Origin of the sequence: Streptomyces sp. NPDC020983, from assembly GCF_044333485.1 — a bacterium.
In the GTDB taxonomy this organism is placed as follows: Bacteria; Actinomycetota; Actinomycetes; order Streptomycetales; family Streptomycetaceae; genus Actinacidiphila.
The window spans coordinates 417,595-440,349 of sequence record NZ_JBIRRA010000003.1 but is presented as its reverse complement, the minus strand read 5'-3'; the positions used below and the strand labels follow the sequence as shown (position 1 = coordinate 440,349).

Genomic DNA, 22,755 nt, shown 5'->3' with positions numbered 1-22,755 from the left:
CGGCCGGGTGCCTTCCCGGCACCCGGCCCGGAGCCGCGCCGTACACTCGGCCGCACCCCCGCCGGACGCCGCGCGGGGGCGGCGAAGGGGGAAGGTTCATGACGACGACCCTCAGGCCGGCCGGGGCCGAGCGCGCGCAGCCCGGCGGCGGGAGGTCGCGCGACTTCACCGTGTGCGTCAACGGCCGTCCCGTCGGCGGGCTCCGGCTGACCGCCGAGGCGCCGGGCGGCTCGGGCCGCATCGAGGCGCTCACCGTCGACGGGCCCGACCGGCGGCGCGGCCGCGGAACGGTCGCCGCGCTCGCCGCCGAGGAAGTGCTGCGCCAGTGGGGCTGCACGCGTGTGACGGCCGCGGTCCCGCCGGCCGCGGCGTACGGGCTGCGCATCGTGCGGGCCCTCGGCTACACCGAGGCCAACCGCACCCTCGGCAAGGAACTGCCCGCCGCGCCCGGCCCCGCGCCCCTGCCGCCGGGCCTGCGCCTCCACGAGCCGGACGCCGCCTGCGTGGCGCAGTGGCTCGCGGAACAGCAGCGCGCGTACGCCGAGGCGCTCGCCGGGACGGGTCTTACCGCCGAGCGGGCGGCGCAGCAGGCCGCGGCCTCGGCCGCCACCGCGCTCCCCGGCAGCCGCGTCCTCACCCTCGACGCCGCCGGCGCCACGGTGGGCCGCCTCTGGCTGCGCACGGACCCGCCGCCCGCGTGGGTGCTCGCGGTGGAGGTCGCGCCCGCCCACCGCGGCCGCGGTCTCGGCCGCACGCTCATGCTGGCCGCCGAACCCGCGTGCCGCTCCGCGGGGGCGCGGGAGATCAGGCTGGACGTCCTCACCGGCAACACGGCGGGGCTCCGCCTCTACGCCGCGCTCGGCTACGACGTGCGGACCCGTCACTTCTGGAAGGGCCTGTAGGCCGTCCCCGGACGCTCCGCCGCCGCCCGCGCGTCTTCCCCGCGCCCCGCGGTTGGGTGCGGTGGCCTTCGGTGGGCGGGGGCGGGGCGGGCCGTCCCCGCGGCCCTGGTCCGTGCGTGCGCGGCACGCTCCGGCGCCTTCCGGACGGGCCCGGGACGGCGCGGGCGCGCCCTAGGCGAGGAGGCCGTCCGCGAGGGACTCGATGCGGGCGCGCAGGCCCTCCTGCGACTTCCCGCCGTCGAGGCGCCGGCCGGCGATGACGTACGTCGGGGTGCCGGTCACGCCGATCGCGCGGCCCTCGGCCTCGTCGGCGTCGACGACGAGCAGGTGCCGCCCGTCGACGAGCGCGGTGTCGACCTCCTCCGCGTCGAGCCCGAGTTCGCGTGCGACCTCGACGAGCAGCGGCTCGCCGACCGTGCCCAGCTCCTCCGCACGGGCGAGCACCGCCTCCGCGTACTCCCAGCCGCGGCCCTGCGCGTGGGCCTCCTCGTACGCCTGGGCGGCGGCCAGCGCGTGCTGGTGCTTGGGCAGCGGGAAGTGCCGCAGCTGGACGTCGAGCGCCGCTCCGTACCGCTCGCGCAGGGCGGCGATGTCGCCGAGGGCGGTGCGGCAGTCGGGGCACTGGAGTTCGCACCAGACTTCGAGCACGACGGTGGGGGCGGAGGCGGCTGGGCCGGGGCTTTCCATGCGCCCAGTCTCCCACTCGCGGAGGAGGCGCCCCGGAGATCCCCCTGAACATCCGCGCCGACCGTGGCCGTCCGCGAGCGGGGAGAGGCACGATGGGAGGGACCGACGGACGGGAGCCGCGGAATGCTGACCACGACGCTATGTGCCGCCCTGTCCGCGGGCGGTCTGGGCATCGCCGTGATGACGGCCTACCGGCGCCGCTTCCTCGCGGCGGCCAGGATCGCCGCGGTGTCGCTGGTGCCGGTCGGGCTGGCCCTGGCCGGCCTGGTGACGCTGGGCCGCAAGATCGGCACGGCCACCGCGCACTGGGCGGCCGACCTGGTCTTCAAGCCCACCGTGTGGATGGGCTTCGGCGTGCTCGCCGTCGCCGCGCTGCTGTACGGGGTGACGCGGCTGATCTCCGCCCGCGTCCCGGAGGGCGGCGGCGCGGCCGGGCGCGGCCCGGCGGCGGTGCGGGGCGGGCCGGAGGCCCCGGCGATCGCCGCGGACCGCCCGGCGGCGTCAGGCCGCCGCTCGCGCGGCGCGGACGGCGGCCTGTCGGAGTTCGCCGACGTCGAGGAGATCCTCAAGCGCCGCGGCATCTGACGCGGCCCCCGTCCGGGCCGGCGCACCCGCCTGCCCGGCCCGCGGAGGGCGCGGGCCCGGGCGGGGGGCCGACCGCCGTTCGACGGAGGGCGAACGCCTGCCCCCGGAGTGCTGAAGATCACGGCGAAGTCCGCGGGTTGGGCCGCGGGCGGCCGCGGGCTGGGCGAAGATCATCGTGTGCTGCCCACCATTGGCGACCGCGTCGCCGCTGAGCGGCGGCCGGACCGTGCCGTGCCGGCTGCCTCCGACGCCGTCCCCGTCCCTGCTCCGCGCGCCCCGCGGCCCACCCGGACCGCTCCGCGTCCCGCCCCCGGCCGGACGCGCCCGGCGCGGCCCGCGGGGAGCCCCCGGTCCGCGCCGGCTGAGGGCGACGGGGACTGCGTGGCGTCCGGGCCCGCGGCGGAGGCGCAAGGGTGCCTCTACGCGCTCTCGCAGCCGCCGCTGATGCTCTTCCTGCTGGTGGTGGGCGGCCTGCTGGGCCTGGGGGCCGCGTACGACCTGATCTTCCTGTGAGCCGCCGGGCGTCCCGCTAGGCGTTCGCCTCGGCGGGGTCGCCCGCCTCGCGCCGCCGGGCGCGGTAGGCGGCGACGTGCAGCCGGTTGCCGCACGTACGGCTGTCGCAGTAGCGCCGGGAGCGGTTGCGGGAGAGGTCGACGAAGGCCCTGCGGCAGTCGGGGGCGTCGCAGCGGCGCAGCCGCTCGCGCTCGCCGGCGACGATCAGGAAGGCGAGCGCCATGCCGCAGTCCGCCGCGAGGTGGTCGGCCAGCGAGGCGCCGGGCGCGAAGTAGTGCACGTGCCAGTCGTAGCCGTCGTGGTCGGTGAGCCGCGGCGTGGTGCTCGCGGCGGCGATCAGCGTGTTGAGCAGGCCCGCGGCGGCGGCGTCGTCCGGTGCGGCGAAGACCTCGGCGAAGCGGGCGCGTACGGCCTGGACCGCGGCGAGGTCCTGCCGGTCGAGCCGGCCGACCTCGCTGATGTCGCGCCGGTCGACGAAGGCCCGCAGATCGGCGACCTCGGCGAGCCGCTCGCGGCCGTCGCTCGCGGGCGCGGTGTTGAGCAGGTCCACCACGCTGTCGAGCGCGCACCTGGTGTCATGGTTGATCAGCACGAAACGCTCCCTGCCGGCGTCGTCGTTCGGCTGCGTTCCGGTGACTCTAGCGTGCGAGAGCCGCCGCCGTGGGGCGTCTCGGCCCCACCGCGGCGGCTCTCGTTCCTGCGGTGTCAGGCGGCCGGCGCGGGCCTGCGCCGCCTTGGGTGTCCGGGCGGTCCCCCCGAGTAGGACCGGCCGCGGACGGTCGGTGACCTCTGCTAGCTCTCGGCGAGGATGTGCGAGAGCTCGGTGTCGAGGTCGAAGTGGCGATGCTCGGTACCCGGCGGGACCGCGGCGTCCGTCCGCTTCAGGAAGGACTCCAGGGCCCGCGCCGGGGCCTCGAGCAGGGCTTCGCCCTCCGGGGAGCTGAGGGCGATGCACACGACGCCCTGACCGTGGCTGCGGGACGGCCAGACTCTGACGTCTCCGGTGCCCGTGGGGCGGTGCAGCCCCTCGGCGAGCAGGTCGCGGGCGAAGACCCATTCGACCGTCTCTTCGGCTCCGGTGTGGAAGGTGGCGTGCACGGCATACGGATCGGCCGTGTCGTACCGCAAGCCCGCGGGGACGGGCAGTGAGGATTCGCTCGACACAACGAGGCGCAGGTGCAGCTCGCAGCTGACCGTGGTGTTCATAAGCGCCAGGGCCTTTCGCTCAGTGTGCGCTCGGGGATTCGCACGTCGGCGAAATCGACATGCCACTTGCGGGGACGTTGTAAACCCCTCTGAGGGGTTTGTGAGGCTTCTGGTAGCTCGTCCGGACTAGTGATGAGAAGGGTGGAAGGGTCGTTTCGGCTCGTGCCGCGTCGTCCGGTACGTTGGCATATGTGATAGCGGAGAGTGACCAGAATGCTGAAGCCGTGGCCAAAGATTCCCGGCTCGGCTCGCGTGCCCCCGGCTTCGTCCAGCGGTCACGGACGCTGCACGCCGTGTGGCGCGTGGGGATCTTCGTCGTCGGCCTGGCGGTGATCGGCGGCGGCGTCGTCCTGCTGCCGCTGCCCGGCCCCGGCTGGCTGATCATCTTCGGCGGCATGGCGATCTGGGGGACCGAGTTCGTCTGGGCGCAGAAGGTGCTGCGCTGGACGCGCCGCAAGGTCGCCGACTTCGCCAGGGCCGCCGCCGACCCCCGGGTCCGCCGCCGCAACCTGCTGATCGGCACGGTGCTCGTGCTCGCCCTCGCCGGCCTGGCGGTCTGGTACGTGCTCGCCTTCGGCTTCACGATGCCGTGGAAGGCGATGTGACGGCGGCTGGTCGGGAGGGCCGTGCGGGTGCGGTAAAGTGGTCCGCACGCCGGGGCGATTAGCTCAGCGGGAGAGCACTTCGTTCACACCGAAGGGGTCACTGGTTCGATCCCAGTATCGCCCACCCGGACCGAGGGTCCCGGAGCCGTCACAGGCTCCGGGACCCTCGGCGTTTCCGCCCCCGCGGCGCGGCACCGCGCGCACACTGGCTCCATGGACTGGAGTCACTACAGATTCCGCAGCCTCTGGCGGCTGGCCGCGGGCCCCGAAGCCGTCTACCGCGTGCTGGAGCGCCCCGACGCCTACCCCGAGTGGTGGCCGCAGGTCCGCGAGGTGCGGCCCACCGGCGAGACCACCGGCGTGCTCGTCTTCCGCTCCCTGCTCCCGTACGACCTCGTCGTGACCGCCCGCGCCACCCGGCAGGACCCGCGGCGCCGTGTCCTCGAAGCCGCGCTGGAGGGCGACCTGGAGGGCTGGGTCCGCTGGACCGCCGGTCCCGCCGGCCACGGCACCCGGCTGGTCTTCGAGCAGGAGGTCGTCGTCCGCAAGCCCCTGATGCGCCGCCTCGCCGTTCCGGGCCGCCCCCTCTTCCTCGCCAACCACACGCTGATGATGTACGCGGGCCTGCGCGGCATGCGCGCCCGCCTGGCCGGGGGCGGCGGCCATGTCGTTTGAACGCGTGGCGCGTTCACCTGTAAGGTTCTCGATGTCCCGGGCGATTAGCTCAGCGGGAGAGCACTTCGTTCACACCGAAGGGGTCACTGGTTCGATCCCAGTATCGCCCACCGCACAGCACGACTGAGGGCCGCCTTCCGAGGCGGCCCTTTCGTCGTTCCCGGGGTCCGGGCCGGGGGCCCGGACGGCGGATCAGTCCTCCTGGCGCGGGACGGTCGCGGTCTCCAGGAAGAACTGGTCGATGCTGCGCACGGACTCCAGGAAGTCGTCGAGGTTGACGGGCTTGGTGACGTACGCGTTGGCGTGCCGCTCGTAGGCCGAACTCACGTCCGCCGGGGTCGCGGAGGTGGTGAGCACCACGACCGGGATGGTCCGCAGGTCGCCGTCCTCCTTGAGGACGCCGAGGAGTTCACGGCCGTTCATCCGGGGCATGTTGAGGTCCAGGACGATCAGGTCGGGACGGGGGTTGTCGGGATTGCGCAGGTGGTCGAGTGCTTCGATGCCGTCGTCGGCCCGGGTGATCTCGCGCTCGATGCCGCGGCCGGTGAGCGCCTCCTCGACGAGCAGCGCGTCCGCGGGATCGTCCTCGACGAGGAGCACGTGATAGGCGTGGCGCGGGGCGAGGGAGTTCACTGCGGTGCTCCTGACGTTGTGGACGGGGCGGCGTCCGTCCGGTCAGGGGCAGGATATGCAGCCTCGCGCGCACGGACAATCGAGCCTCTGCGGAGCGCCCGCCCGGGCCCGCCCCGACCTGTCGCAACGGGTACGATGGCGGGCGCCGAACCGGACGCCGTACGTGCGGGACCGGTCGGAGCCGGCGTCACGCGGCACAGGCGCGGCAGGCTGTGAGGAGCAGGGGTGCACACTGACGTACCGCAGCAGTCCACGGGGCCCCGGCGGGTTCCGGCCCCGACAGCGTCCGCGCCGCCCGCCGTGGTGGTCGCCGGGCGCTGGACCACCCGGCGGTGGCTCACCCTGGGTGTCGCCTCCTTCCTCGGCGTCCTCCTGGTGCTCGGCGCGGCCGGCGGCTGGGTGCTGGCCCGCTCCGCGACGCTGACCGACCACGTGCTGACGGCGGACACCGCCTTCGTCGCCGCCGTCCGGCTGGAGTCGGCCCTGACCGACCAGGAGACCGGCATCCGCGGCTACGGCCTCGCCGGCCAGTCCGAATTCCTCGACCCCTACCACAGCGGCGTCACCGACCAGCACACCTACACCGCCCGGCTGCGTTCGGCCATGGGTGACCGCGCGGACGTCATGCGCGACCTGGACGCGCTGGAGCAGCGGGCCGGGGTCTGGCAGCGGCGCGTCGCCGACCCGATCGCCGCCGCCCCGCCCGGCGCGCCCGTCGCGCTGGCCGCGGACCGCGCCGACGAGGGCAAGAGGGAATTCGACGCCGTACGCGCCGCGGCCGGACGGCTGCAGCAGACCATCCAGCACGCCCGCGACGGCGCCCGCGCCCAGCTGCACTCGGCCACCACCGAGCGGGACGCCCTCTTCGCCGCCATCGGCGCGGTCATCCTCGGGCTGACCACCACCGTCTTCGTCGGCCTGCGCCGCGGTGTGACGCGCCCGCTGGAGCAGCTGTCCGGCGACGTGCGGTTCGTCGCCGACGGCATCTTCGACCACCCGGTCACCCCCACCGGGCCGGCCGACGTGCGGCAGGTGGCCGCGGGCGTCGAGTCGATGCGCGTCCGGCTGGTCCGCGAGCTCGCCCGTACCGACGCCAACCGGCTGCAACTGGACGAGCAGGCCACCGAGCTGCGCCGCTCCAACGCCGAGCTGGAGCAGTTCGCCTACGTCGCCTCGCACGACCTCCAGGAGCCGCTGCGCAAGGTCGCCAGCTTCTGCCAGCTGCTGCAGCGCCGCTACGCCGACCAGCTCGACGAACGCGCCGGGCAGTACATCGGCTTCGCCGTCGACGGTGCCAACCGCATGCAGACCCTCATCAACGACCTGCTCGCCTTCTCCCGTGTCGGGCGGCTGAACGCCGAGACCACCGAGGTCGACCTGGAGCAGATCTTCGCCCGCACCACCGACGCGCTGAGCGTGGTGATCGAGGAGTCCGGCGCCGAGGTGGAGCACGACCCGCTGCCGACGGTCATGGGCGACGCCACCCAGCTGGGCATGCTGCTGCAGAACCTGCTCTCCAACGCCGTCAAGTTCCGCAGCCCCGAGCGCCCGCTGCGGATCCGGCTCACCGCCCACGCCGACGACGACGGCCTGTGGCACTTCGCCGTCAGCGACAACGGCATCGGCATCGGGCCGGAGTTCGCCGAGCAGGTCTTCGTCATCTTCCAGCGGCTGCACACCCGCGAGACCTACCCGGGCAACGGCATCGGCCTGGCCCTGTGCAAGAAGATCGTCGAATTCCACGGCGGGACCATCGCCGTCGACCCCGCTCACACCCCCGGAACGCGTATCGCCTTCACGCTGCCCGGGCCGGCCCCCGTCGCGGCGGCCGCCGCGACCCAGGAGAACCAGCGGTGAACCTTGCGGCAACCGGGCCGGCGGAGACGCCGGCCCAGACCCGTCTGCGCGTCCTGCTCGTCGAGGACGACCCGGGCGACGCGCTGCTCGTCGAGGAGTACCTCGCCGACACCATGCTCGACGTCGACCTCCAGTGGGTGCAGAGCCTGCACGAGGGCATCGTGCAGGCCACCCGGCACGCGCCCGACTGCGTCCTGCTGGATCTGCACCTGCCCGACGCGCGGGGCGTGGGCGGGGTCCGCCGGGTGCAGGAGGCCTGCGGCGAGGCGGCCGTCATCGTCCTGACGGGCCTGGCCGAGGACACCGCGGGCGCCGAGGCGGTGGCCTCCGGCGCCCAGGACTACCTCGTCAAGGGCGCGGTCACCGGCGAACTGCTGGACCGCGCGATCCGCTACGCCGTGCACCGCAAGCAGGTCGAGCACACCGCCGCGCAGTTGCGCGCCAACCAGCAGCGCGCGCAGGAGAACCAGCGGCTGGAGCGCGGCCTGCTGCCGGTGCCGATGCTGCCGTCCGACCCGCGCGTCGTACCGGCCTCCCGCTACCTGCCCGGCCGCGAGGGGGCGTTGCTGGCCGGGGACTTCCTGGACGTCGTGGAGACCGCGGACGGGGTCGTGCACGCCGTCATCGGCGACGTCAGCGGCCACGGCCCGGACGAGGCCGCGATGGGGGTCTGCCTGCGCATCGCCTGGCGCACCCTGGTCCTCGGCGGCTACCGGGACGCCGCCCTGCTCGCCCTCCTGGAGCGGATCCTGGTCGCCGAGCGCACCGACCCGGCGATGTTCGCGACCGTCGCGACGCTGCGGCTGGACCCGGCGGGCGGTTACGCCGACATCACGCTCGCCGGGCACGAGGCGCCGCTGCTCGTCGAGAAGGGCCAGGCGGTCCAGGTAGCGGCGCGGCCCGGCATCGCCCTCGGCTTCCTGCCCGGCGCCGAGGACTGGCGCACCTCGCGGACAGCGCTGCCCACCGCCGGCTCGCTGCTGCTGTACACCGACGGGCTCACCGAGGGCCACGCCGGCAGCGGCCCGGAGCGGCTCGGCACCGAGGGCCTGATCAGCGTCATCGCCGCCGCCCCCGAACCGAACGGCCAGGCCCTCCTGGACCACCTCACGTCCGCCACCCGGGCCCTGGACGGCGGGCGGCACCTCGACGACGTCGCCGTCCTGCTGCTCACCTGGACGGCCACCGGCCGCCTGCCCGCGCCCCGGACGCCGCGGGGCACGCACGAGGTCGGCCACGGCGGCTGAGGGCCCCTTCCTCCCGGGTTCTCCCGGCCGCGGCGGCTCACCCGCGGCGTGCCGTCCCCGTCACCGGCACGCCGCGCGCCCCGCGCCCGGCGGCCCGGCCCCGGGCGCCTGTGGACGGCCTGCGCGGGCGGACCTCCCGGCTCGGTACGATTCAGGCGTGCGGCGACCCCCGCCGCGGTCCGTAGACCTCAGTCAGGAGCAGACCGGTGTCAGACCTCCGTGTGATCATCAGACGCGATTCCGCCGAACCGGAAGAGCGGACGGTCACGACGGGCACGACGGCCGCCGGGCTCTTCGAGGGCGAGCGGTCCGTCGTCGCGGCCCGGGTCGGCGGCGAGCTGCGCGACCTGACGTACGTCCTCTCCGACGGCGAGACCGTCGAGCCGGTCGAGATCACCAGCGAGGACGGCCTGAACATCCTGCGCCACTCGACCGCGCACGTCATGGCGCAGGCCGTGCAGGAGCTGTTCCCCGAGGCGAAGCTCGGCATCGGCCCGCCCATCAAGGACGGCTTCTACTACGACTTCGACGTGGACAAGCCCTTCCACCCCGACGACCTCAAGGCCGTCGAGAAGAAGATGCAGGAGATCCAGAAGCGCGGCCAGCGCTTCTCCCGCCGGGTCGTCACCGAGGACGAGGCCCGCGCGGAACTCGCCGCCGAGCCGTACAAGCTGGAGCTGATCGGCCTCAAGGGTTCCTCGGCCGGCAGCGAGGACGGCGCGGACGTCGAGGTGGGCGGCGGCGAGCTGACCATCTACGACAACCTCGACGCCAAGACCGGCGAGCTGTGCTGGAAGGACCTCTGCCGCGGCCCGCACCTGCCGAGCACCCGCCTCATCCCGGCCTTCAAGCTGATGCGCAACGCGGCGGCGTACTGGCGCGGCAGCGAGAAGAACCCGATGCTCCAGCGCATCTACGGCACCGCCTGGCCGACCAAGGACGAGCTGAAGGCCTACCTGGACTTCCTGGAGGAGGCCGCCAAGCGCGACCACCGCAAGCTCGGCAGCGAGCTGGACCTCTTCTCCATCCCCGAGCAGATCGGCTCGGGCCTGGCGGTCTTCCACCCCAAGGGCGGCATCGTGCGCCGGGTGATGGAGGACTACTCGCGCCGCCGGCACGAGGAGGAGGGCTACGACTTCGTCTACACCCCGCACGCCACCAAGGGCACGCTGTTCGAGACGTCGGGCCACCTGGACTGGTACGCCGACGGCATGTACCCGCCCATGCAGCTGGACGAGGGCACGGACTACTACCTCAAGCCCATGAACTGCCCGATGCACAACCTGATCTTCGACGCGCGCGGCCGCTCCTACCGTGAACTGCCCCTGCGGCTGTTCGAGTTCGGCACGGTCTACCGCTACGAGAAGTCGGGCGTGGTGCACGGCCTGACCCGGGCCCGCGGCTTCACCCAGGACGACGCGCACATCTACTGCACCAAGGAGCAGATGGCCGAGGAGCTCGACAAGACCCTCACCTTCGTGCTCAACCTGCTGCGCGACTACGGCCTCACCGACTTCTACCTGGAGCTGTCCACCAAGGACGAGGACAAGTACGTCGGCTCCGACGAGGTGTGGGAGGAGGCCACCGAGACGCTGCGCCAGGTGGCCGAGAAGCAGGGCCTGCCGCTCGTGCCCGACCCGGGCGGCGCCGCCTTCTACGGGCCGAAGATCTCCGTGCAGACGAAGGACGCGATCGGCCGCAGCTGGCAGATGTCCACGGTGCAGCTGGACTTCAACCTGCCCGAGCGCTTCGACCTCCAGTACACCGCCCCGGACGGCTCGCGGCAGCGGCCGGTCATGATCCACCGGGCGCTCTTCGGCTCGATCGAGCGCTTCTTCGCGGTGCTGCTGGAGCACTACGCGGGCGCCTTCCCGGCGTGGCTCGCGCCCGTCCAGGCCGTCGGCATCCCGGTGGGCGACGCGCACGTGCCCTACCTGGAGGAGTTCGCCGGCGAGGCGAAGCGCAAGGGGCTGCGGGTCGAGGTGGACGCCTCCTCGGACCGGATGCAGAAGAAGATCCGCACGCACCAGAAGCTCAAGGTCCCGTTCATGATCATCGTCGGCGACGAGGACATGACGAACGGCACGGTGTCCTTCCGCTACCGCGACGGCTCGCAGGAGAACGGCATCCCGCGCGACCAGGCGCTGGCGAAGCTGGTGGACGTGGTGGAGCGCCGCGTCCAGGTGTGAGGATCCGCTGCCCCCGGCCGCTCAGCGGTCCGGGGGCAGCTCGCCCTCGCGGGCGAAGACCTGGAAGAGCCAGGAGGAGAAGGAGCCGGTCACCGCGCCCAGCAGGGCCAGGCCCATCGCCATCAGGAAGGCCGCGATGGTCCGGCCGCCGGCCGTGACGGGCGTGACGTCGCCGTAGCCGACCGTCGTGAGCGTCTCGCACACCCACCACACCGCGTCCCCGAAGGTGACGATGGTGGCGCCCGGCGCGCCCCGCTCCTGCTGGTAGACGGCGAGCGCGCCCGCGAAGCCCAGCAGCACCGTGGCGAGACCGGCGTAGGCGATGACCCGGCCGTAGAGGCTCAGCCGCGGCTGGGCGTGGCGGCGCTGGAGCACCTGGTAGATCTGCACCGCCCGCAGCGGGCGCAGCAGCGGCAGCAGCAGGACGACGGTGTCCAGCAGGTGGTGCGCGACGTACCGCGGGCCGAACCGCCGGCCGCTGAGCCGGACCCGCACCACGTAGTCGGCCAGGAAGCCCGCCCAGGCCGCGCCGATCAGCGCGAGCAGCGCGGTGTGCGCGGCCCGCGGCAGCCCCGGGGCCAGGACGTGCACGGCGTACGCGGCGAGGAAGAGCGTCGACAGCAGGAACAGCGGGGTCTCGCTGCGGTTCTGCCAGCGCTGCAGCCGGTCGTGGTCCTCCATCGGGCCAGGATCGCCGTACGGGCCCGGGCCGGGGCCCGGCGACACGCCCCCTGCCGGGGAAGTCCTATGCTGAGCGGCATGACGAGTGAGCCGGAGCACATGCACGGAGCGGGGGTACCGGACGCGTTCCAGCGGCTGTGGACCCCGCACCGGATGGCGTACGTCCAGGGAGAGAACAAGCCCACCGGCCCCGGCGCCGGCGACGGATGTCCCTTCTGTGCGATCCCGGCGGAGTCGGACGAGGACGGGCTGGTCATCAGGCGCGGCGAGCACGTGTACGCGGTCCTCAACCTCTACCCGTACAACAGCGGGCACCTGATGGTGGTGCCCTACCGGCACGTGGCCGACTACACCGACCTGGACGCCGCCGAGACGATGGAGCTGGCGGAGCTGACCAAGCGGGCGATGGCGGCGCTGCGCAGCGCCTCCGGCGCGCACGGCTTCAACATCGGCATGAACCAGGGCGCCGTGGCGGGCGCGGGCATCGCCGCCCACCTGCACCAGCACGTGGTGCCGCGGTGGGGCGGCGACGTGAACTTCATGCCCGTCGTCGGCCACACGAAGGTGCTCCCGCAGCTCCTGGCCGACACGCGCAAGCTCCTCGCGGACGTCTGGCCCCGCTGAGGGGCCGGGCGCGGCGTCAGGCGTCGTAGGCGTCGGCCCTCTTGGGCTCGGCGCTCTGCACCGCGCCGCTGAGGGAGGACGAGCGGCTGCTGAAGTGGGTGGTGTCCACGCCGTTCTCGGCCATGACCTGGATCGCGGCGGCGTGCACCGCGCGCAGCACGGGGGTGGCGGCGCGCAGCGCGTCGTCGGCCATGAAGCGGTGGCCCCACGGCTTGTCGGCCCAGGTGTGGCGCAGCCCGAACGGCTCGGGCAGCGTGATGCTGCCGCCGAGGTGGTCCAGGACGGGCGGGAACCAGGTCAGCGGGGCGCGGGCGGCGAGCCGGACGACCTCGGTGGAGTCGATCAGCGGCAGGTTGACGGTCCTGGTCTCCCAGAACCTGACCGACTTGCTGACGGTCTTGGTCTTGGCCGACGGGCCCGAGGTGAACAGCCCGTTGACCGGGCCGAGGGCGTGCGCGGTGACGTCGACCCGCAGGGTGTGGGCGAGCACGGTCACCGTCGTCATGAGGGTGATGACGAGGTTGCCGTCCCACAGCGTGAACTGGATGCCCAGGTAGTGGCGGTTGCCCTTGCCGAACTGCTGGGTGTTGCAGATCCGCTGGATCTCGAAGTCCTTGACGGTGAACGCGTCGACCTCGGCGCCGGTCGGCCGGGAGATCTTCGTGGCACCCTCGCCGGTCGGGACGACGATCCAGTGCCGTATCGACGGCTTGGTGAAGCCGCCGGTGTGCAGCGGGGTGCGCTCCAGCATCCGCAGCCGGTCGTGGATCGCGCGGATGACGTCCCAGCTGCGGAAGGGGTTGATGTCCGTGACGCCCTCGGCGGGCACCAGCTCCTCGGCCATGTGCCAGCTGCCCCAGCGGCTGCCCATGCCGAGTATCCCCCTGGGGCCGGCGTAGAAGACGACGTTGCTGCGCTGCTCGGCGGAGAGCTTCGCGAGCGACTGCCGCAGTGTCTCGGCCTTGATCTGGGCGGGGTTGCGCGGCACCGCCTCGGGGATCTTCGCGCCGACGCCGCTGCCCTTGACCAGGCCGTCCCAGCGGTCGCGCAGGTCCTTGGCGGTGCGCTCGCAGATCCGCTTGGCATAGAACCAGCCGATGACCGGGGCGATCATCATGACCCGGAAGTACTGGCGCCAGAAGCCGGAGAACGGCGGTTTGACCGCCAGTAGCACGGCCAGCGCGACGGCGACGAAGAGCACCGCGCCGCCCAGCACGCCGTACTTCTTGCCGCCGGCCCTCGCGTTGCCCAGCGACTTGCGCAGCTGGAAGGCACCGAGCCACACCAGCACGCCGGGCAGGAAGAGCACACCGAACACGCCCATCACGACCGTCAGCCGGGTGTCGCGCTCCTGCCGGATGCGGTTGGCGGCCAGGCAGTGCTCGACGACGGTCTGCGGCTCGACGCCGAAGGACTGGACGAGCTCGCCGCGGGCGCCGCCGAGCATCCGTGACTGCACGGCCCGCGACCAGGCCTCGCCGAGGTTGGGCTCGAAGAGCGTCAGGCGGGGCGGCTTGATCTTGGTGGCGTCGTTGATGTCGACCAGCGCCTGCATGGGGGAGTCCCGGTACGCCGCGGAGGCGAGGGCCTGCGTCGCGCCGGTCTCGCCGTCGGTGCCCGTGAGCGGGACCTGAGCCCCGGGGCTGAAGTCGAATCCGTCCGTCACCGATTGCCCCCAGTCCGCCATGCCGCCGCACCACCCGGCTCCGACCGGCCCATTCCCCGCCGGAGTGCGTGTCACACGTTCGGAGCAGTCACCAGATTACCGGCGCGGCGGCCCGCGGTGGGCCCGCGAGCCGCCGATGCGACGCCAACGCTCCGGCGTGCGCCGGGTGTTGGGCGCAGTCACCGGGCAGCGGCCGACGTGGCCCCCTGCTCGCGCAGCTTCGCCGCGAGCGCCGCGGGCATCGGCTCGTGCCGGGCGTAGTGCCGGCTGAAGCGCCCGGTGCCGTGCGCCAGCGACCGCAGGTCCACCGCGTAGCGGCCGATCTCGATCTCGGGGACGTCGGCCCGTACGAGCGTGCGCCCCGGCCCGGCCGGCTCGGTGCCGAGGACCCGCCCGCGGCGCGCCGACAGGTCGCTCATCACCGGGCCGACGTACGCGTCCGGTACCAGCACCCCCACCTCGGAGACGGGTTCCAGCAGGTCGATCCGGCACCCGGCGGCGGCCTCCCGCAGCGCGAGCGCGCCCGCGGTCTGGAAGGCGGCGTCGGAGGAGTCGACGGAGTGCGCCTTGCCGTCCGAGAGCGTGACGCGGATGTCGACCACCGGGAAGCCCATCGCGACCCCGCGGGCGGCCTGGGCGCGCACCCCCTTCTCCACGGACGGGACGAACTGCCGCGGCACCGCCCCGCCGACGACCCTGTCGACGAACTCGATGCCCGAGCCGGCCGGCAGCGGCTCCACCTCGATCTCGCAGATCGCGAACTGGCCGTGCCCGCCGGACTGCTTGACGTGCCGCCCGCGTGCGGCGGCCGGCCGGCCGAAGGTCTCGCGCAGCGGCACCCGGTAGGGCACCGCGTCGACCCGCACGCCGTAGCGGCCGCGCAGCCGCTCCAGGGCCACGTCCGCGTGCGCCTCGCCCATGCACCACAGCACGACCTGGCCGGTGGCCCGGTTCTGCTCCAGCCGCATCGTCGGGTCCTCGGCGACCAGCCGGGACAGGCCCTGCGAGAGCTTGTCCTCGTCGGCCTTGCTGTGTGCCTCGATCGCGACGGGCAGCAGCGGGTCCGGCATCTGCCAGGGCTCCATCAGCAGCGGCCGGTCAGCGCCCGACAGCGTGTCGCCGGTTTCGGCGCGCGCCAGCTTCGCCACGCACACCAGGTCGCCGGCCGCGGCGGACGGCACCGGGCGCTGGTGGCTGCCGAACGGCGAGGTCAGCGCCCCGACCCGCTCGTCCACGTCGTGGTCCTCGTGGCCGCGGTCCTCCATGCCGTGGCCGGCCACGTGGACGGTGTCGTCGGGCCGCAGCGTCCCGGAGAAGACCCGCACCAGACTGAGCCGCCCCACGTACGGGTCGGACGAGGTCTTGACCACCTCGGCGGCCAGCGGCCCGTCCGGGTCGCAGGTCACGGTGGTGCGCCCGCCGTCCCGCGCCGTGACCGGCGGCACGGTGCGCTCCAGCGGCGTCGGGAAGCCCCCGGTGACCAGCTCCAGCAGTTCGACGGTGCCGAGCCCCTGCCGGGCGCCCGCGGCGGCGGGGGCCGCGGCCAGCACCGGGTGGAAGGTGCCGCGGGCGACCGCGCGCTCCAGGTCCGCGACCAGCGTGCCGACGTCGACGTCCTCGCCGCCCAGGTAGCGGTCCATGAGGGTCTCGTCCTCGCTCTCGGCGATGATCCCCTCGATCAGCCGGTCGCGGGACCGCGCCAGCAGCGGCAGCAGCTCCTCGGGCGGTTCCCGCTCGGCGCGCTCGCCGGAGGAGTAGTCGTACACCCGCCGCGTCAGCAGCCCGGCCAGGCCCGTCACCGGGGCGTGCCCGTCGGGGCCGGCGGGGCCGTGCACCGGCAGGTAGAGCGGCAGCACCGCGTCCGGGTCGTCGCCGCCCAGCTCGCGGGCGACCTGGGCCGCGGTCTCCTCGAAGCCGGCCCGCGCCGACTCCAGGTGCGTGACGACCACCGCGCGCGGCATGCCGACCGCGGCGCACTCCTCCCACACCATGCGCGTCGCGCCGCCGACGCCCTCGCCGTCCTGTGCCGCCGACACGACGAAGAGGGCGGCGTCCGCCGCCCGCAGCCCGGCCCGCAGCTCCCCGACGAAGTCGGCGTACCCGGGCGTGTCCAGCACGTTGACCTTGATGCCGTCCCATTCGACGGGCACCAGCGACAGCTGCACCGAGCGCCCCTGCCGCTGCTCGATCTCGTCGTGGTCGGAGACCGAGCCGCCGTCCTCGACCCGGCCCGCGCGGTTCACCGCGCCGGTGGTCAGCGCCAGCGCCTCCACCAGCGTCGTCTTGCCCGCTCCGCTGTGGCCGACCAGCACCACGTTGCGCACCTTGCCGGGGTGGTCGGCCGCCGGTGCCCTTCCGGCGGCCCCTGGCTGTCCGTTCCTGTCGGCTGCACCCATGCGCACTCGCCTCCCGGATCCTGCCCGTACGGGGTCCGCGCCCCGTCACGGGGGCGCGCTCCGGGACACCGCGTCACGACCGCGCGTACTCGTCCGAGGCGGCCCCAAGGCGACGCCCGCGGTCTTTCGACCTTCCCACGGCCCTCCGGCGCCGTCCATACGTCGTACGCGGGCCCGTCGCCGGGGGCCGTGCCCCGGGGCCGCGGGCGCCGGAGGGGCGCTCACGGCGGTGCCTGGCGCGTCCGCTCCACGGCGGCTGGCTACGATGGGCCATCCGGCGGCGGACCACGGACCGCCACCGCCGGCGGCCGTACGACGTACGAGGCGCCGCGCTCACGTTCTCCGACCTGTCGGGAAGGCCATGCTGAACAAGTACGCGCGTGCTTTCTTCACGCGTGTTCTCACGCCGTTCGCCGCGTTTCTGCTGCGCAAGGGGGTGACCCCGGACATGGTGACGCTGGTCGGCACCGCGGGCGTGGTCGCCGGCGCCCTGGTGTTCTACCCCAGGGGGCAGTTCTTCTGGGGCACGGTCGTGATCACGCTCTTCGTCTTCTCCGACCTGGTCGACGGGAACATGGCACGCCAGATGGGCCGCTCCAGCCGCTGGGGCGCCTTCCTCGACTCCACGCTCGACCGCGTCGCCGACGGCGCGGTCTTCGGCGGCCTGGCCCTGTGGTACGCGGGCACGGGCGACGACCTGGTGCTGTGCGCCGTCACGATCTTCTGCCTCGCCAGCGGCCAGGTGGTGTCGTACACCAAGGCGCGCGGCGAGGCGATCGGGCTGCCGGTCAACGTCAACGGCCTGGTCGAGCGCTCCGAGCGGCTGGTCATCACCCTGGTGCTGTGCGGACTGTCCGGCTTCCACCGCACCTTCGGGGTGCCCGGCATCCAGTACCTGCTGCCGGTCGCGCTGTGGGTGGTCGCCGTCGGCAGCCTCGTCACGCTGGTCCAGCGGGTCGTCACGGTCCACCGCGAGGCCGCGGAGGCCGACGCCGCGGTGCCGGCCGACCAGGGGAGCAGCGTGTGAAGAAGGGGGAGGCCTCCCGGGCCGCCGAGCTCAGGGGGAGCCTCGTCGACAGCCTGTACGGGGCGGGCTGGGGCGCGGTGAAGACGCTGCCGGAACCCGCGGCGCGGGCGCTCGGCCGTACCGTCGCCGACGCCGCGTGGCGCAGGCGCGGCAAGGGCGTGCGGCGGCTGGAGGCCAACCTCGCCCGGGTCGTGCCGGACGCGGACGAGGCCGCGCTGCGCGAGCTGTCCCGCGCCGGGATGCGCTCGTACCTGCGCTACTGGATGGAGTCCTTCCGGCTCCCGGCGTGGAGCAAGGACCGCGTCCGCGGCGGCTTCGCCCCCTCCAACGTGCACTACCTGACCGGCGGGCTGGCCGCGGGCAAGGGCGTCGTGCTCGCGCTGCCGCACATGGCCAACTGGGACCTGGCGGGCGCCTGGGTCACCACCAAGCTGGAGACGCCCTTCACCACCGTCGCCGAACGCCTCAAGCCCGAGACGCTCTACGACCGCTTCGTCGCCTACCGCGAGGGCCTGGGCATGGAGGTGCTGCCGCACAGCGGCGGCAGCGCCTTCGGCACACTCGCCCGGCGGCTGCGCGACGGCGGCCTGGTGTGCCTGGTCGCCGACCGCGACCTGTCCTCCTCGGGCGTCGAGGTCGACTTCTTCGGCGCCAGGACGCGCATGCCGGCCGGTCCCGCGCTGCTCGCCCAGCACACCGGCGCACTGCTGCTGCCGGTGACCCTCTGGTACGACCGGTCGCCGGTGCTCCAGGGCACCGTGCACCCCCCGGTCACGGTGCCGGAGGACGGCACGCGCGCGCAGCGCACCGCCGTGATGACGCAGTCGCTCGCCGACACCTTCGCGGCCGGCATCGCCGCGCACCCGCAGGACTGGCACATGCTCCAGCGGCTGTGGCTCGACGACCTGGAGCCGCGCCCCGCCGCCGCGGGAGCCGACGAGGGAACGGGGACCGCGTGAGGATCGGGATCGTCTGCCCGTACTCCTGGGACGTCCCCGGCGGCGTCCAGTTCCACATCCGGGACCTGGCCGAGCACCTGACCGGGCTCGGCCACCACGTCTCCGTCCTCGCGCCCGCCGACGACGAGACACCGCTGCCGCCGTACGTGGTCTCCGCCGGGCGCGCCGTCCCGGTGCCGTACAACGGGTCGGTGGCCCGGCTGAACTTCGGCTTCCTGTCCGCCGCCCGGGTCCGGCGCTGGCTGCACGACGGCGGCTTCGACGTCGTCCACATCCACGAGCCCAGCTCGCCGTCCCTCGGCCTGCTCGCCTGCTGGGCCGCGCAGGGCCCGATCGTGGCGACGTTCCACACCTCCAACCCGCGCTCACGCGCGATGATCGCCGCCTACCCGATCCTCCAGCCGGCGCTGGAGAAGATCCGGGCGCGCATCGCGGTGAGCGAGTACGCCCGCCGCACCCTCGTCGAGCACCTCGGAGGCGACGCCGTCGTCATCCCCAACGGCGTCGACGTCGACTTCTTCGCACGCGCCGAACCGCGCCCCGAGTGGCAGGGCGACACGATCGGCTTCATGGGCCGTATCGACGAGCCCCGCAAGGGCCTGCCGGTGCTGATGCGGGCGCTGCCCGCGATCCTCGCGGCCCGTCCGCGGACCCGGCTGCTGGTCGCCGGGCGCGGCGACACCGAGGAGGCCGTCGCGACACTCCCGGAACACCTGCGCGGACAGGTCGAGTTCCTCGGCATGGTCAGCGACGAGGACAAGGCCCGCCTGCTGCGCAGCGTCGACCTGTACGTCGCGCCCAACACCGGCGGCGAGTCCTTCGGCATCATCCTCGTCGAGGCGATGTCGGCGGGCGCCCCCGTCCTGGCCAGCGACCTGGACGCCTTCGCGCAGGTCCTCGCCCAGGGCACGGCGGGGGAGCTGTTCGGCAACGAGGACGCCGACGCGCTCGCCGAGGCCGCGCTGCGGCTGCTCGCCGACCCGGACCGCCGTGCCGCGCTGAGCGAGCGCGGCCGCGCGCACGTGCGGCGCTTCGACTGGTCGGAGGTGGGCGCGGAGATCCTCGCCGTCTACGAGACCGTCGCCGACGGCGCCGCGCGCGTCGCGACCGACGAACGCACACGGCTGCGCGGCTTCTTCGGACCGGCGCGCCGGTAGCCTTGCCGCCCGTGACCACCACCATCATCTGGATCGCGGTGGCGCTCGTCGCCGTCGGCCTCTACCTGAGCTGGACGGCGGGGCGCCTGGACCGGCTGCACGCCCGCATCGACGCCGCACGCGCCGCGCTCGACGCGCAGCTGCTGCGGCGCGCCTCGGTCGCGCAGGAGCTCGCGACCGCCGGCGTCCTCGACCCGGCCGCCTCGATCGTGCTGTACGAGTCCGCCCACGCCGCCCGGCAGGCCGAGCCCGAGCAGCGCGAGGTGGCCGAAAGCGAGCTGAGCCAGGCCCTGCGGGCGGTCTTCCCGGACACCGACGCGGTCGGCGAGGTGCGCGCCGCGCCCGGCGGGACCGCCGCGGTCGGCGAGCTGACGCAGGCGGTGCGCCGGGTGCCGATGGCCCGCCGCTTCCACAACGACGCGGTGCGCGCCGCCCGCGCCGTACGCGAGCACCGCGTCGTGCGCTGGCTGCGGCTGGCCGGGCACGCGCCCTTCCCGCTGGCCTTCGAGATGGACGACGAGCCCCCCGCGCCGCTGACCTCGGAGGGCGCGGGCGTACCGTAGGAGGTGCCCGCGGGACCGGTGGCACCACCGGTGACCTGCGGCGGGAGCCACCCGAGGCGAATTGGCCCTTTCCCGTGGCCACGCCCCACCGGAGGATGGGTGGGGTTTGCCAGCCAGCCACCGTCATCAGTGAGTGAGGTCACCGTGTCCACCACACCGTCCACCGCCAGCACCCCGGAGACCGGCACCGCGCGTGTCAAGCGCGGTATGGCCGAGCAGCTCAAGGGCGGCGTGATCATGGACGTCGTCACCCCGGAGCAGGCCAAGATCGCCGAGGACGCCGGCGCCGTCGCCGTCATGGCGCTGGAGCGCGTTCCGGCCGACATCCGCGCGCAGGGCGGTGTGGCCCGGATGTCCGACCCCGACATGATCGAGGGCATCATCGGCGCCGTCTCCATCCCGGTGATGGCGAAGTCCCGCATCGGCCACTTCGTCGAGGCGCAGGTGCTCCAGTCGCTCGGTGTGGACTACATCGACGAGTCCGAGGTGCTGACCCCCGCCGACGAGGTCAACCACTCCGACAAGTGGGCCTTCACCACCCCCTTCGTGTGCGGCGCCACCAACCTCGGCGAGGCCCTGCGGCGTATCGCCGAGGGCGCGGCCATGATCCGCTCCAAGGGCGAGGCCGGCACCGGCAACGTCGTCGAGGCGGTGCGCCACCTGCGCCAGATCCGCGGTGAGATCGGCCGCCTGAGGGCGCTCGACAACCACGAGCTGTACGCCGCCGCCAAGGAGCTGCGCGCGCCGTACGAGCTGGTCAAGGAGGTCGCCGAGCTGGGCAAGCTGCCCGTCGTGCTGTTCTCCGCCGGCGGTGTGGCCACTCCCGCCGACGCCGCCCTGATGCGGCAGCTCGGCGCCGAGGGCGTCTTCGTCGGCTCGGGCATCTTCAAGTCCGGCGACCCGGCCAAGCGCGCCGCGGCGATCGTCCGCGCGACCACCTTCTTCGACGACCCGAAGGTCATCGCGGACTCCTCCCGCAACCTCGGCGAGGCGATGGTCGGCATCAACATCGACACGCTGCCCGAGTCCGAGCAGTACGCCAAGCGCGGCTGGTAGGACCGTATGACCCGGCCCACCATCGGCGTGCTCGCCCTCCAGGGCGACGTGCGCGAACACCTTGTGGCGCTGGCCGCGGCGGACGCCGCGGCCGGCCCGGTCCGCCGCCCCGAGGAGCTGGCCGGTCTCGACGGCCTGGTCGTCCCCGGCGGCGAGTCCACCACCATCTCCAAGCTGGCCGTGCTGTTCGGCCTGATGGAGCCGCTGCGCGCGGCGATACGCGGCGGCCTGCCGGTCTACGGCACGTGCGCCGGTCTGATCATGCTCGCCGACAAGATCCTCGACCCCCGGTCGGGCCAGGAGACCTTCGGCGGCATCGACATGATCGTGCGCCGCAACGCCTTCGGGCGGCAGAACGAGTCCTTCGAGGCCTCCGTCGAGATGGCGGAGGTCCCCGGCGGGCCGGTCGAGGGCGTCTTCATCCGCGCACCCTGGGTCGAGTCGGTCGGCGCGCAGGCCGAGGTGCTCGCCGAGCACCGCGGCCACATCGTGGCCGTCCGGCAGGGGAACGTGCTCGCCACGTCCTTCCACCCGGAACTGACCGGCGACCACCGCGTGCACGAACTCTTCGTGTCCGCCGTACGCGCCGCCGGATGATCCGATCCCGGTAGGATCGAGCGAGCCGAAGAACAGCAATGGGTGACGCGAAGGAGACTGTCGGATGTCCGGCCACTCTAAATGGGCTACGACGAAGCACAAGAAGGCCGTGATCGATGCCAAGCGCGGCAAGCTCTTCGCGAAGCTGATCAAGAACATCGAGGTTGCGGCCCGGACCGGTGGCGCGGACCCGGACGGCAACCCGACGCTCTTCGACGCCATCCAGAAGGCGAAGAAGAGCTCCGTCCCGAACAAGAACATCGACAGCGCGGTCAAGCGCGGTGCGGGCCTGGAGGCCGGCGGCGCCGACTACCAGACGATCATGTACGAGGGCTACGGGCCGAACGGCGTTGCCGTCCTCATCGAGTGCCTGACCGACAACCGCAACCGCGCGGCCTCCGACGTCCGCGTGGCCATGACCCGCAACGGCGGCTCCATGGCCGACCCGGGCTCGGTGTCGTACCTGTTCAACCGCAAGGGCGTCGTGATCGTCCCCAAGGGCGGGCTGTCCGAGGACGACGTGCTCGGCGCGGTCCTGGACGCCGGCGCGGAGGAGGTCAACGACCTCGGCGAGTCCTTCGAGGTGATCAGCGAGGCCACCGACCTGGTGCCGGTCCGCAAGGCGCTCCAGGAAGCCGGTATCGACTACGACTCGGCGGACGCCAACTTCCTGCCCACCATGCAGGTGGAGCTGGACGAGGAGGGCGCCCGCAAGATCTTCAAGCTGATCGACGCGCTGGAGGACAGCGACGACGTGCAGAACGTCTTCGCCAATTTTGACGTGAGCGACGAGGTCATGGAGAAGGTCGACGCCTGACGCGAGCAGCGGGCGGGCCGGGCGGGAACACACCTGCCCGGCCCGCCCTTTGTTGTCGGTGCGAACCGATAGCCTGCGGGAACGGGCGGACGAGTGTGCGAGGGAAGGGGGCG

General features: G+C 73.5%; 23 protein-coding genes and 2 tRNA genes. 18 read left to right on the top strand and 7 right to left on the bottom strand.

Annotated elements, in window-relative coordinates:
• Positions 1–98: 98 nt before the first annotated feature.
• Positions 99–902, top strand: a complete 804-nt coding sequence (locus tag ACH4SE_RS08270; RefSeq protein WP_398542501.1) for a GNAT family N-acetyltransferase — start codon at positions 99–101, stop codon at positions 900–902.
• A gap of 171 nt (positions 903–1,073) precedes the next feature.
• Here the strand turns inward: ACH4SE_RS08270 and ACH4SE_RS08265 are convergent, their stop codons facing one another.
• Positions 1,074–1,589, bottom strand: coding sequence for a DsbA family protein (locus tag ACH4SE_RS08265; RefSeq protein WP_398542500.1), 516 nt, complete (start codon positions 1,587–1,589; stop codon positions 1,074–1,076).
• Positions 1,590–1,712: 123 nt separating this feature from the next.
• On the opposite strand from ACH4SE_RS08265, the gene ACH4SE_RS08260 reads away from it, so the two are divergent.
• Both ACH4SE_RS08260 and ACH4SE_RS08255 read left to right on the top strand, forming a co-directional pair.
• Positions 1,713–2,174 carry a hypothetical protein gene (locus tag ACH4SE_RS08260; RefSeq protein ID WP_398542499.1) on the top strand — a complete coding sequence of 154 codons (462 nt, stop codon included), beginning with the start codon at positions 1,713–1,715 and terminating at the stop codon, positions 2,172–2,174.
• A gap of 381 nt (positions 2,175–2,555) precedes the next feature.
• A complete protein-coding gene (locus tag ACH4SE_RS08255; protein WP_398542498.1) occupies positions 2,556–2,687 on the top strand; it encodes a hypothetical protein in 132 nt (43 codons plus the stop codon).
• A gap of 16 nt (positions 2,688–2,703) precedes the next feature.
• Here the strand turns inward: ACH4SE_RS08255 and ACH4SE_RS08250 are convergent, their stop codons facing one another.
• Both ACH4SE_RS08250 and ACH4SE_RS08245 read right to left on the bottom strand, forming a co-directional pair.
• Positions 2,704–3,279 (bottom strand): CGNR zinc finger domain-containing protein, encoded by a 576-nt coding sequence (locus ACH4SE_RS08250; RefSeq protein WP_398542497.1) that lies wholly within the window; start codon positions 3,277–3,279, stop codon positions 2,704–2,706.
• Positions 3,280–3,479: 200 nt separating this feature from the next.
• On the bottom strand, positions 3,480–3,893 hold the full coding sequence (locus ACH4SE_RS08245) for an SsgA family sporulation/cell division regulator (RefSeq protein ID WP_003959770.1): 414 nt from the start codon (positions 3,891–3,893) through the stop codon (positions 3,480–3,482).
• 182 nt (positions 3,894–4,075) lie between these two features.
• On the opposite strand from ACH4SE_RS08245, the gene ACH4SE_RS08240 reads away from it, so the two are divergent.
• From ACH4SE_RS08240 to ACH4SE_RS08225, 4 genes are all read left to right on the top strand, one after another.
• Positions 4,076–4,498 (top strand): TIGR02611 family protein, encoded by a 423-nt coding sequence (locus ACH4SE_RS08240; RefSeq protein ID WP_398542496.1) that lies wholly within the window; start codon positions 4,076–4,078, stop codon positions 4,496–4,498.
• Positions 4,499–4,550: 52 nt separating this feature from the next.
• A tRNA-Val gene (locus tag ACH4SE_RS08235) sits at positions 4,551–4,622 on the top strand.
• Positions 4,623–4,711: 89 nt separating this feature from the next.
• Positions 4,712–5,173 (top strand): SRPBCC family protein, encoded by a 462-nt coding sequence (locus ACH4SE_RS08230; protein ID WP_398542495.1) that lies wholly within the window; start codon positions 4,712–4,714, stop codon positions 5,171–5,173.
• Positions 5,174–5,211: 38 nt separating this feature from the next.
• Positions 5,212–5,283: transfer RNA gene (locus tag ACH4SE_RS08225), tRNA-Val, on the top strand.
• 82 nt (positions 5,284–5,365) lie between these two features.
• On the opposite strand, the gene ACH4SE_RS08220 is transcribed toward ACH4SE_RS08225, so the two are convergent.
• Positions 5,366–5,806: a response regulator gene (locus ACH4SE_RS08220; RefSeq protein ID WP_398542494.1), complete on the bottom strand. Its 441-nt coding sequence runs from the start codon at positions 5,804–5,806 to the stop codon at positions 5,366–5,368.
• Between the two features lie 225 nt (positions 5,807–6,031).
• Here ACH4SE_RS08220 and ACH4SE_RS08215 point away from each other — a divergent pair, with 225 nt between their 5' ends.
• The 3 genes from ACH4SE_RS08215 (at position 6,032) to thrS (ending at position 11,099) form a co-directional block, all read left to right on the top strand.
• Positions 6,032–7,663, top strand: a complete 1,632-nt coding sequence (locus tag ACH4SE_RS08215; RefSeq protein ID WP_398542493.1) for an ATP-binding protein — start codon at positions 6,032–6,034, stop codon at positions 7,661–7,663.
• Positions 7,660–8,910 carry a PP2C family protein-serine/threonine phosphatase gene (locus tag ACH4SE_RS08210; protein WP_398542492.1) on the top strand — a complete coding sequence of 417 codons (1,251 nt, stop codon included), beginning with the start codon at positions 7,660–7,662 and terminating at the stop codon, positions 8,908–8,910. The genes ACH4SE_RS08215 and ACH4SE_RS08210 overlap by 4 nt, the downstream gene beginning before the upstream one ends.
• Positions 8,911–9,116: 206 nt before the next feature.
• Positions 9,117–11,099, top strand: coding sequence for a threonine--tRNA ligase (gene thrS, locus ACH4SE_RS08205; protein ID WP_398542491.1), 1,983 nt, complete (start codon positions 9,117–9,119; stop codon positions 11,097–11,099).
• Positions 11,100–11,120: 21 nt separating this feature from the next.
• On the opposite strand, the gene ACH4SE_RS08200 is transcribed toward thrS, so the two are convergent.
• Positions 11,121–11,780, bottom strand: a complete 660-nt coding sequence (locus tag ACH4SE_RS08200) for a potassium channel family protein (RefSeq protein WP_398542490.1) — start codon at positions 11,778–11,780, stop codon at positions 11,121–11,123.
• 66 nt (positions 11,781–11,846) lie between these two features.
• Between ACH4SE_RS08200 and ACH4SE_RS08195 the strand changes: the two genes are divergently transcribed.
• The gene (locus ACH4SE_RS08195) at positions 11,847–12,404 is read left to right on the top strand and encodes an HIT family protein (protein WP_398542489.1); all 558 of its coding nucleotides are present in this window, start codon (positions 11,847–11,849) and stop codon (positions 12,402–12,404) included.
• Positions 12,405–12,420: 16 nt separating this feature from the next.
• On the opposite strand, the gene ACH4SE_RS08190 is transcribed toward ACH4SE_RS08195, so the two are convergent.
• Both ACH4SE_RS08190 and ACH4SE_RS08185 read right to left on the bottom strand, forming a co-directional pair.
• Positions 12,421–14,091, bottom strand: coding sequence for a hypothetical protein (locus ACH4SE_RS08190; RefSeq protein WP_398542488.1), 1,671 nt, complete (start codon positions 14,089–14,091; stop codon positions 12,421–12,423).
• Between the two features lie 158 nt (positions 14,092–14,249).
• Positions 14,250–16,466 carry an elongation factor G-like protein EF-G2 gene (locus ACH4SE_RS08185; RefSeq protein ID WP_398542487.1) on the bottom strand — a complete coding sequence of 739 codons (2,217 nt, stop codon included), beginning with the start codon at positions 16,464–16,466 and terminating at the stop codon, positions 14,250–14,252.
• Positions 16,467–16,827: 361 nt separating this feature from the next.
• Here ACH4SE_RS08185 and pgsA point away from each other — a divergent pair, with 361 nt between their 5' ends.
• From pgsA to ACH4SE_RS08150, 7 genes are all read left to right on the top strand, one after another.
• A complete protein-coding gene (gene pgsA, locus ACH4SE_RS08180; protein WP_398542486.1) occupies positions 16,828–17,493 on the top strand; it encodes a phosphatidylinositol phosphate synthase in 666 nt (221 codons plus the stop codon).
• Positions 17,490–18,452 carry a phosphatidylinositol mannoside acyltransferase gene (locus tag ACH4SE_RS08175; protein WP_398542485.1) on the top strand — a complete coding sequence of 321 codons (963 nt, stop codon included), beginning with the start codon at positions 17,490–17,492 and terminating at the stop codon, positions 18,450–18,452. Before pgsA ends, ACH4SE_RS08175 begins: the two co-directional genes overlap by 4 nt.
• On the top strand, positions 18,449–19,609 hold the full coding sequence (locus ACH4SE_RS08170) for a glycosyltransferase family 4 protein (protein WP_398542484.1): 1,161 nt from the start codon (positions 18,449–18,451) through the stop codon (positions 19,607–19,609). Before ACH4SE_RS08175 ends, ACH4SE_RS08170 begins: the two co-directional genes overlap by 4 nt.
• 11 nt (positions 19,610–19,620) lie before the next feature.
• Positions 19,621–20,172: a hypothetical protein gene (locus tag ACH4SE_RS08165; RefSeq protein ID WP_398542483.1), complete on the top strand. Its 552-nt coding sequence runs from the start codon at positions 19,621–19,623 to the stop codon at positions 20,170–20,172.
• Between the two features lie 144 nt (positions 20,173–20,316).
• Positions 20,317–21,228, top strand: coding sequence for a pyridoxal 5'-phosphate synthase lyase subunit PdxS (gene pdxS, locus ACH4SE_RS08160; RefSeq protein WP_398542482.1), 912 nt, complete (start codon positions 20,317–20,319; stop codon positions 21,226–21,228).
• A 6-nt stretch (positions 21,229–21,234) separates the two neighbouring features.
• Positions 21,235–21,825 carry a pyridoxal 5'-phosphate synthase glutaminase subunit PdxT gene (gene pdxT, locus ACH4SE_RS08155; protein ID WP_398542481.1) on the top strand — a complete coding sequence of 197 codons (591 nt, stop codon included), beginning with the start codon at positions 21,235–21,237 and terminating at the stop codon, positions 21,823–21,825.
• A 64-nt stretch (positions 21,826–21,889) separates the two neighbouring features.
• On the top strand, positions 21,890–22,642 hold the full coding sequence (locus ACH4SE_RS08150; protein WP_398542480.1) for a YebC/PmpR family DNA-binding transcriptional regulator: 753 nt from the start codon (positions 21,890–21,892) through the stop codon (positions 22,640–22,642).
• Positions 22,643–22,755 lie beyond the last annotated feature (113 nt).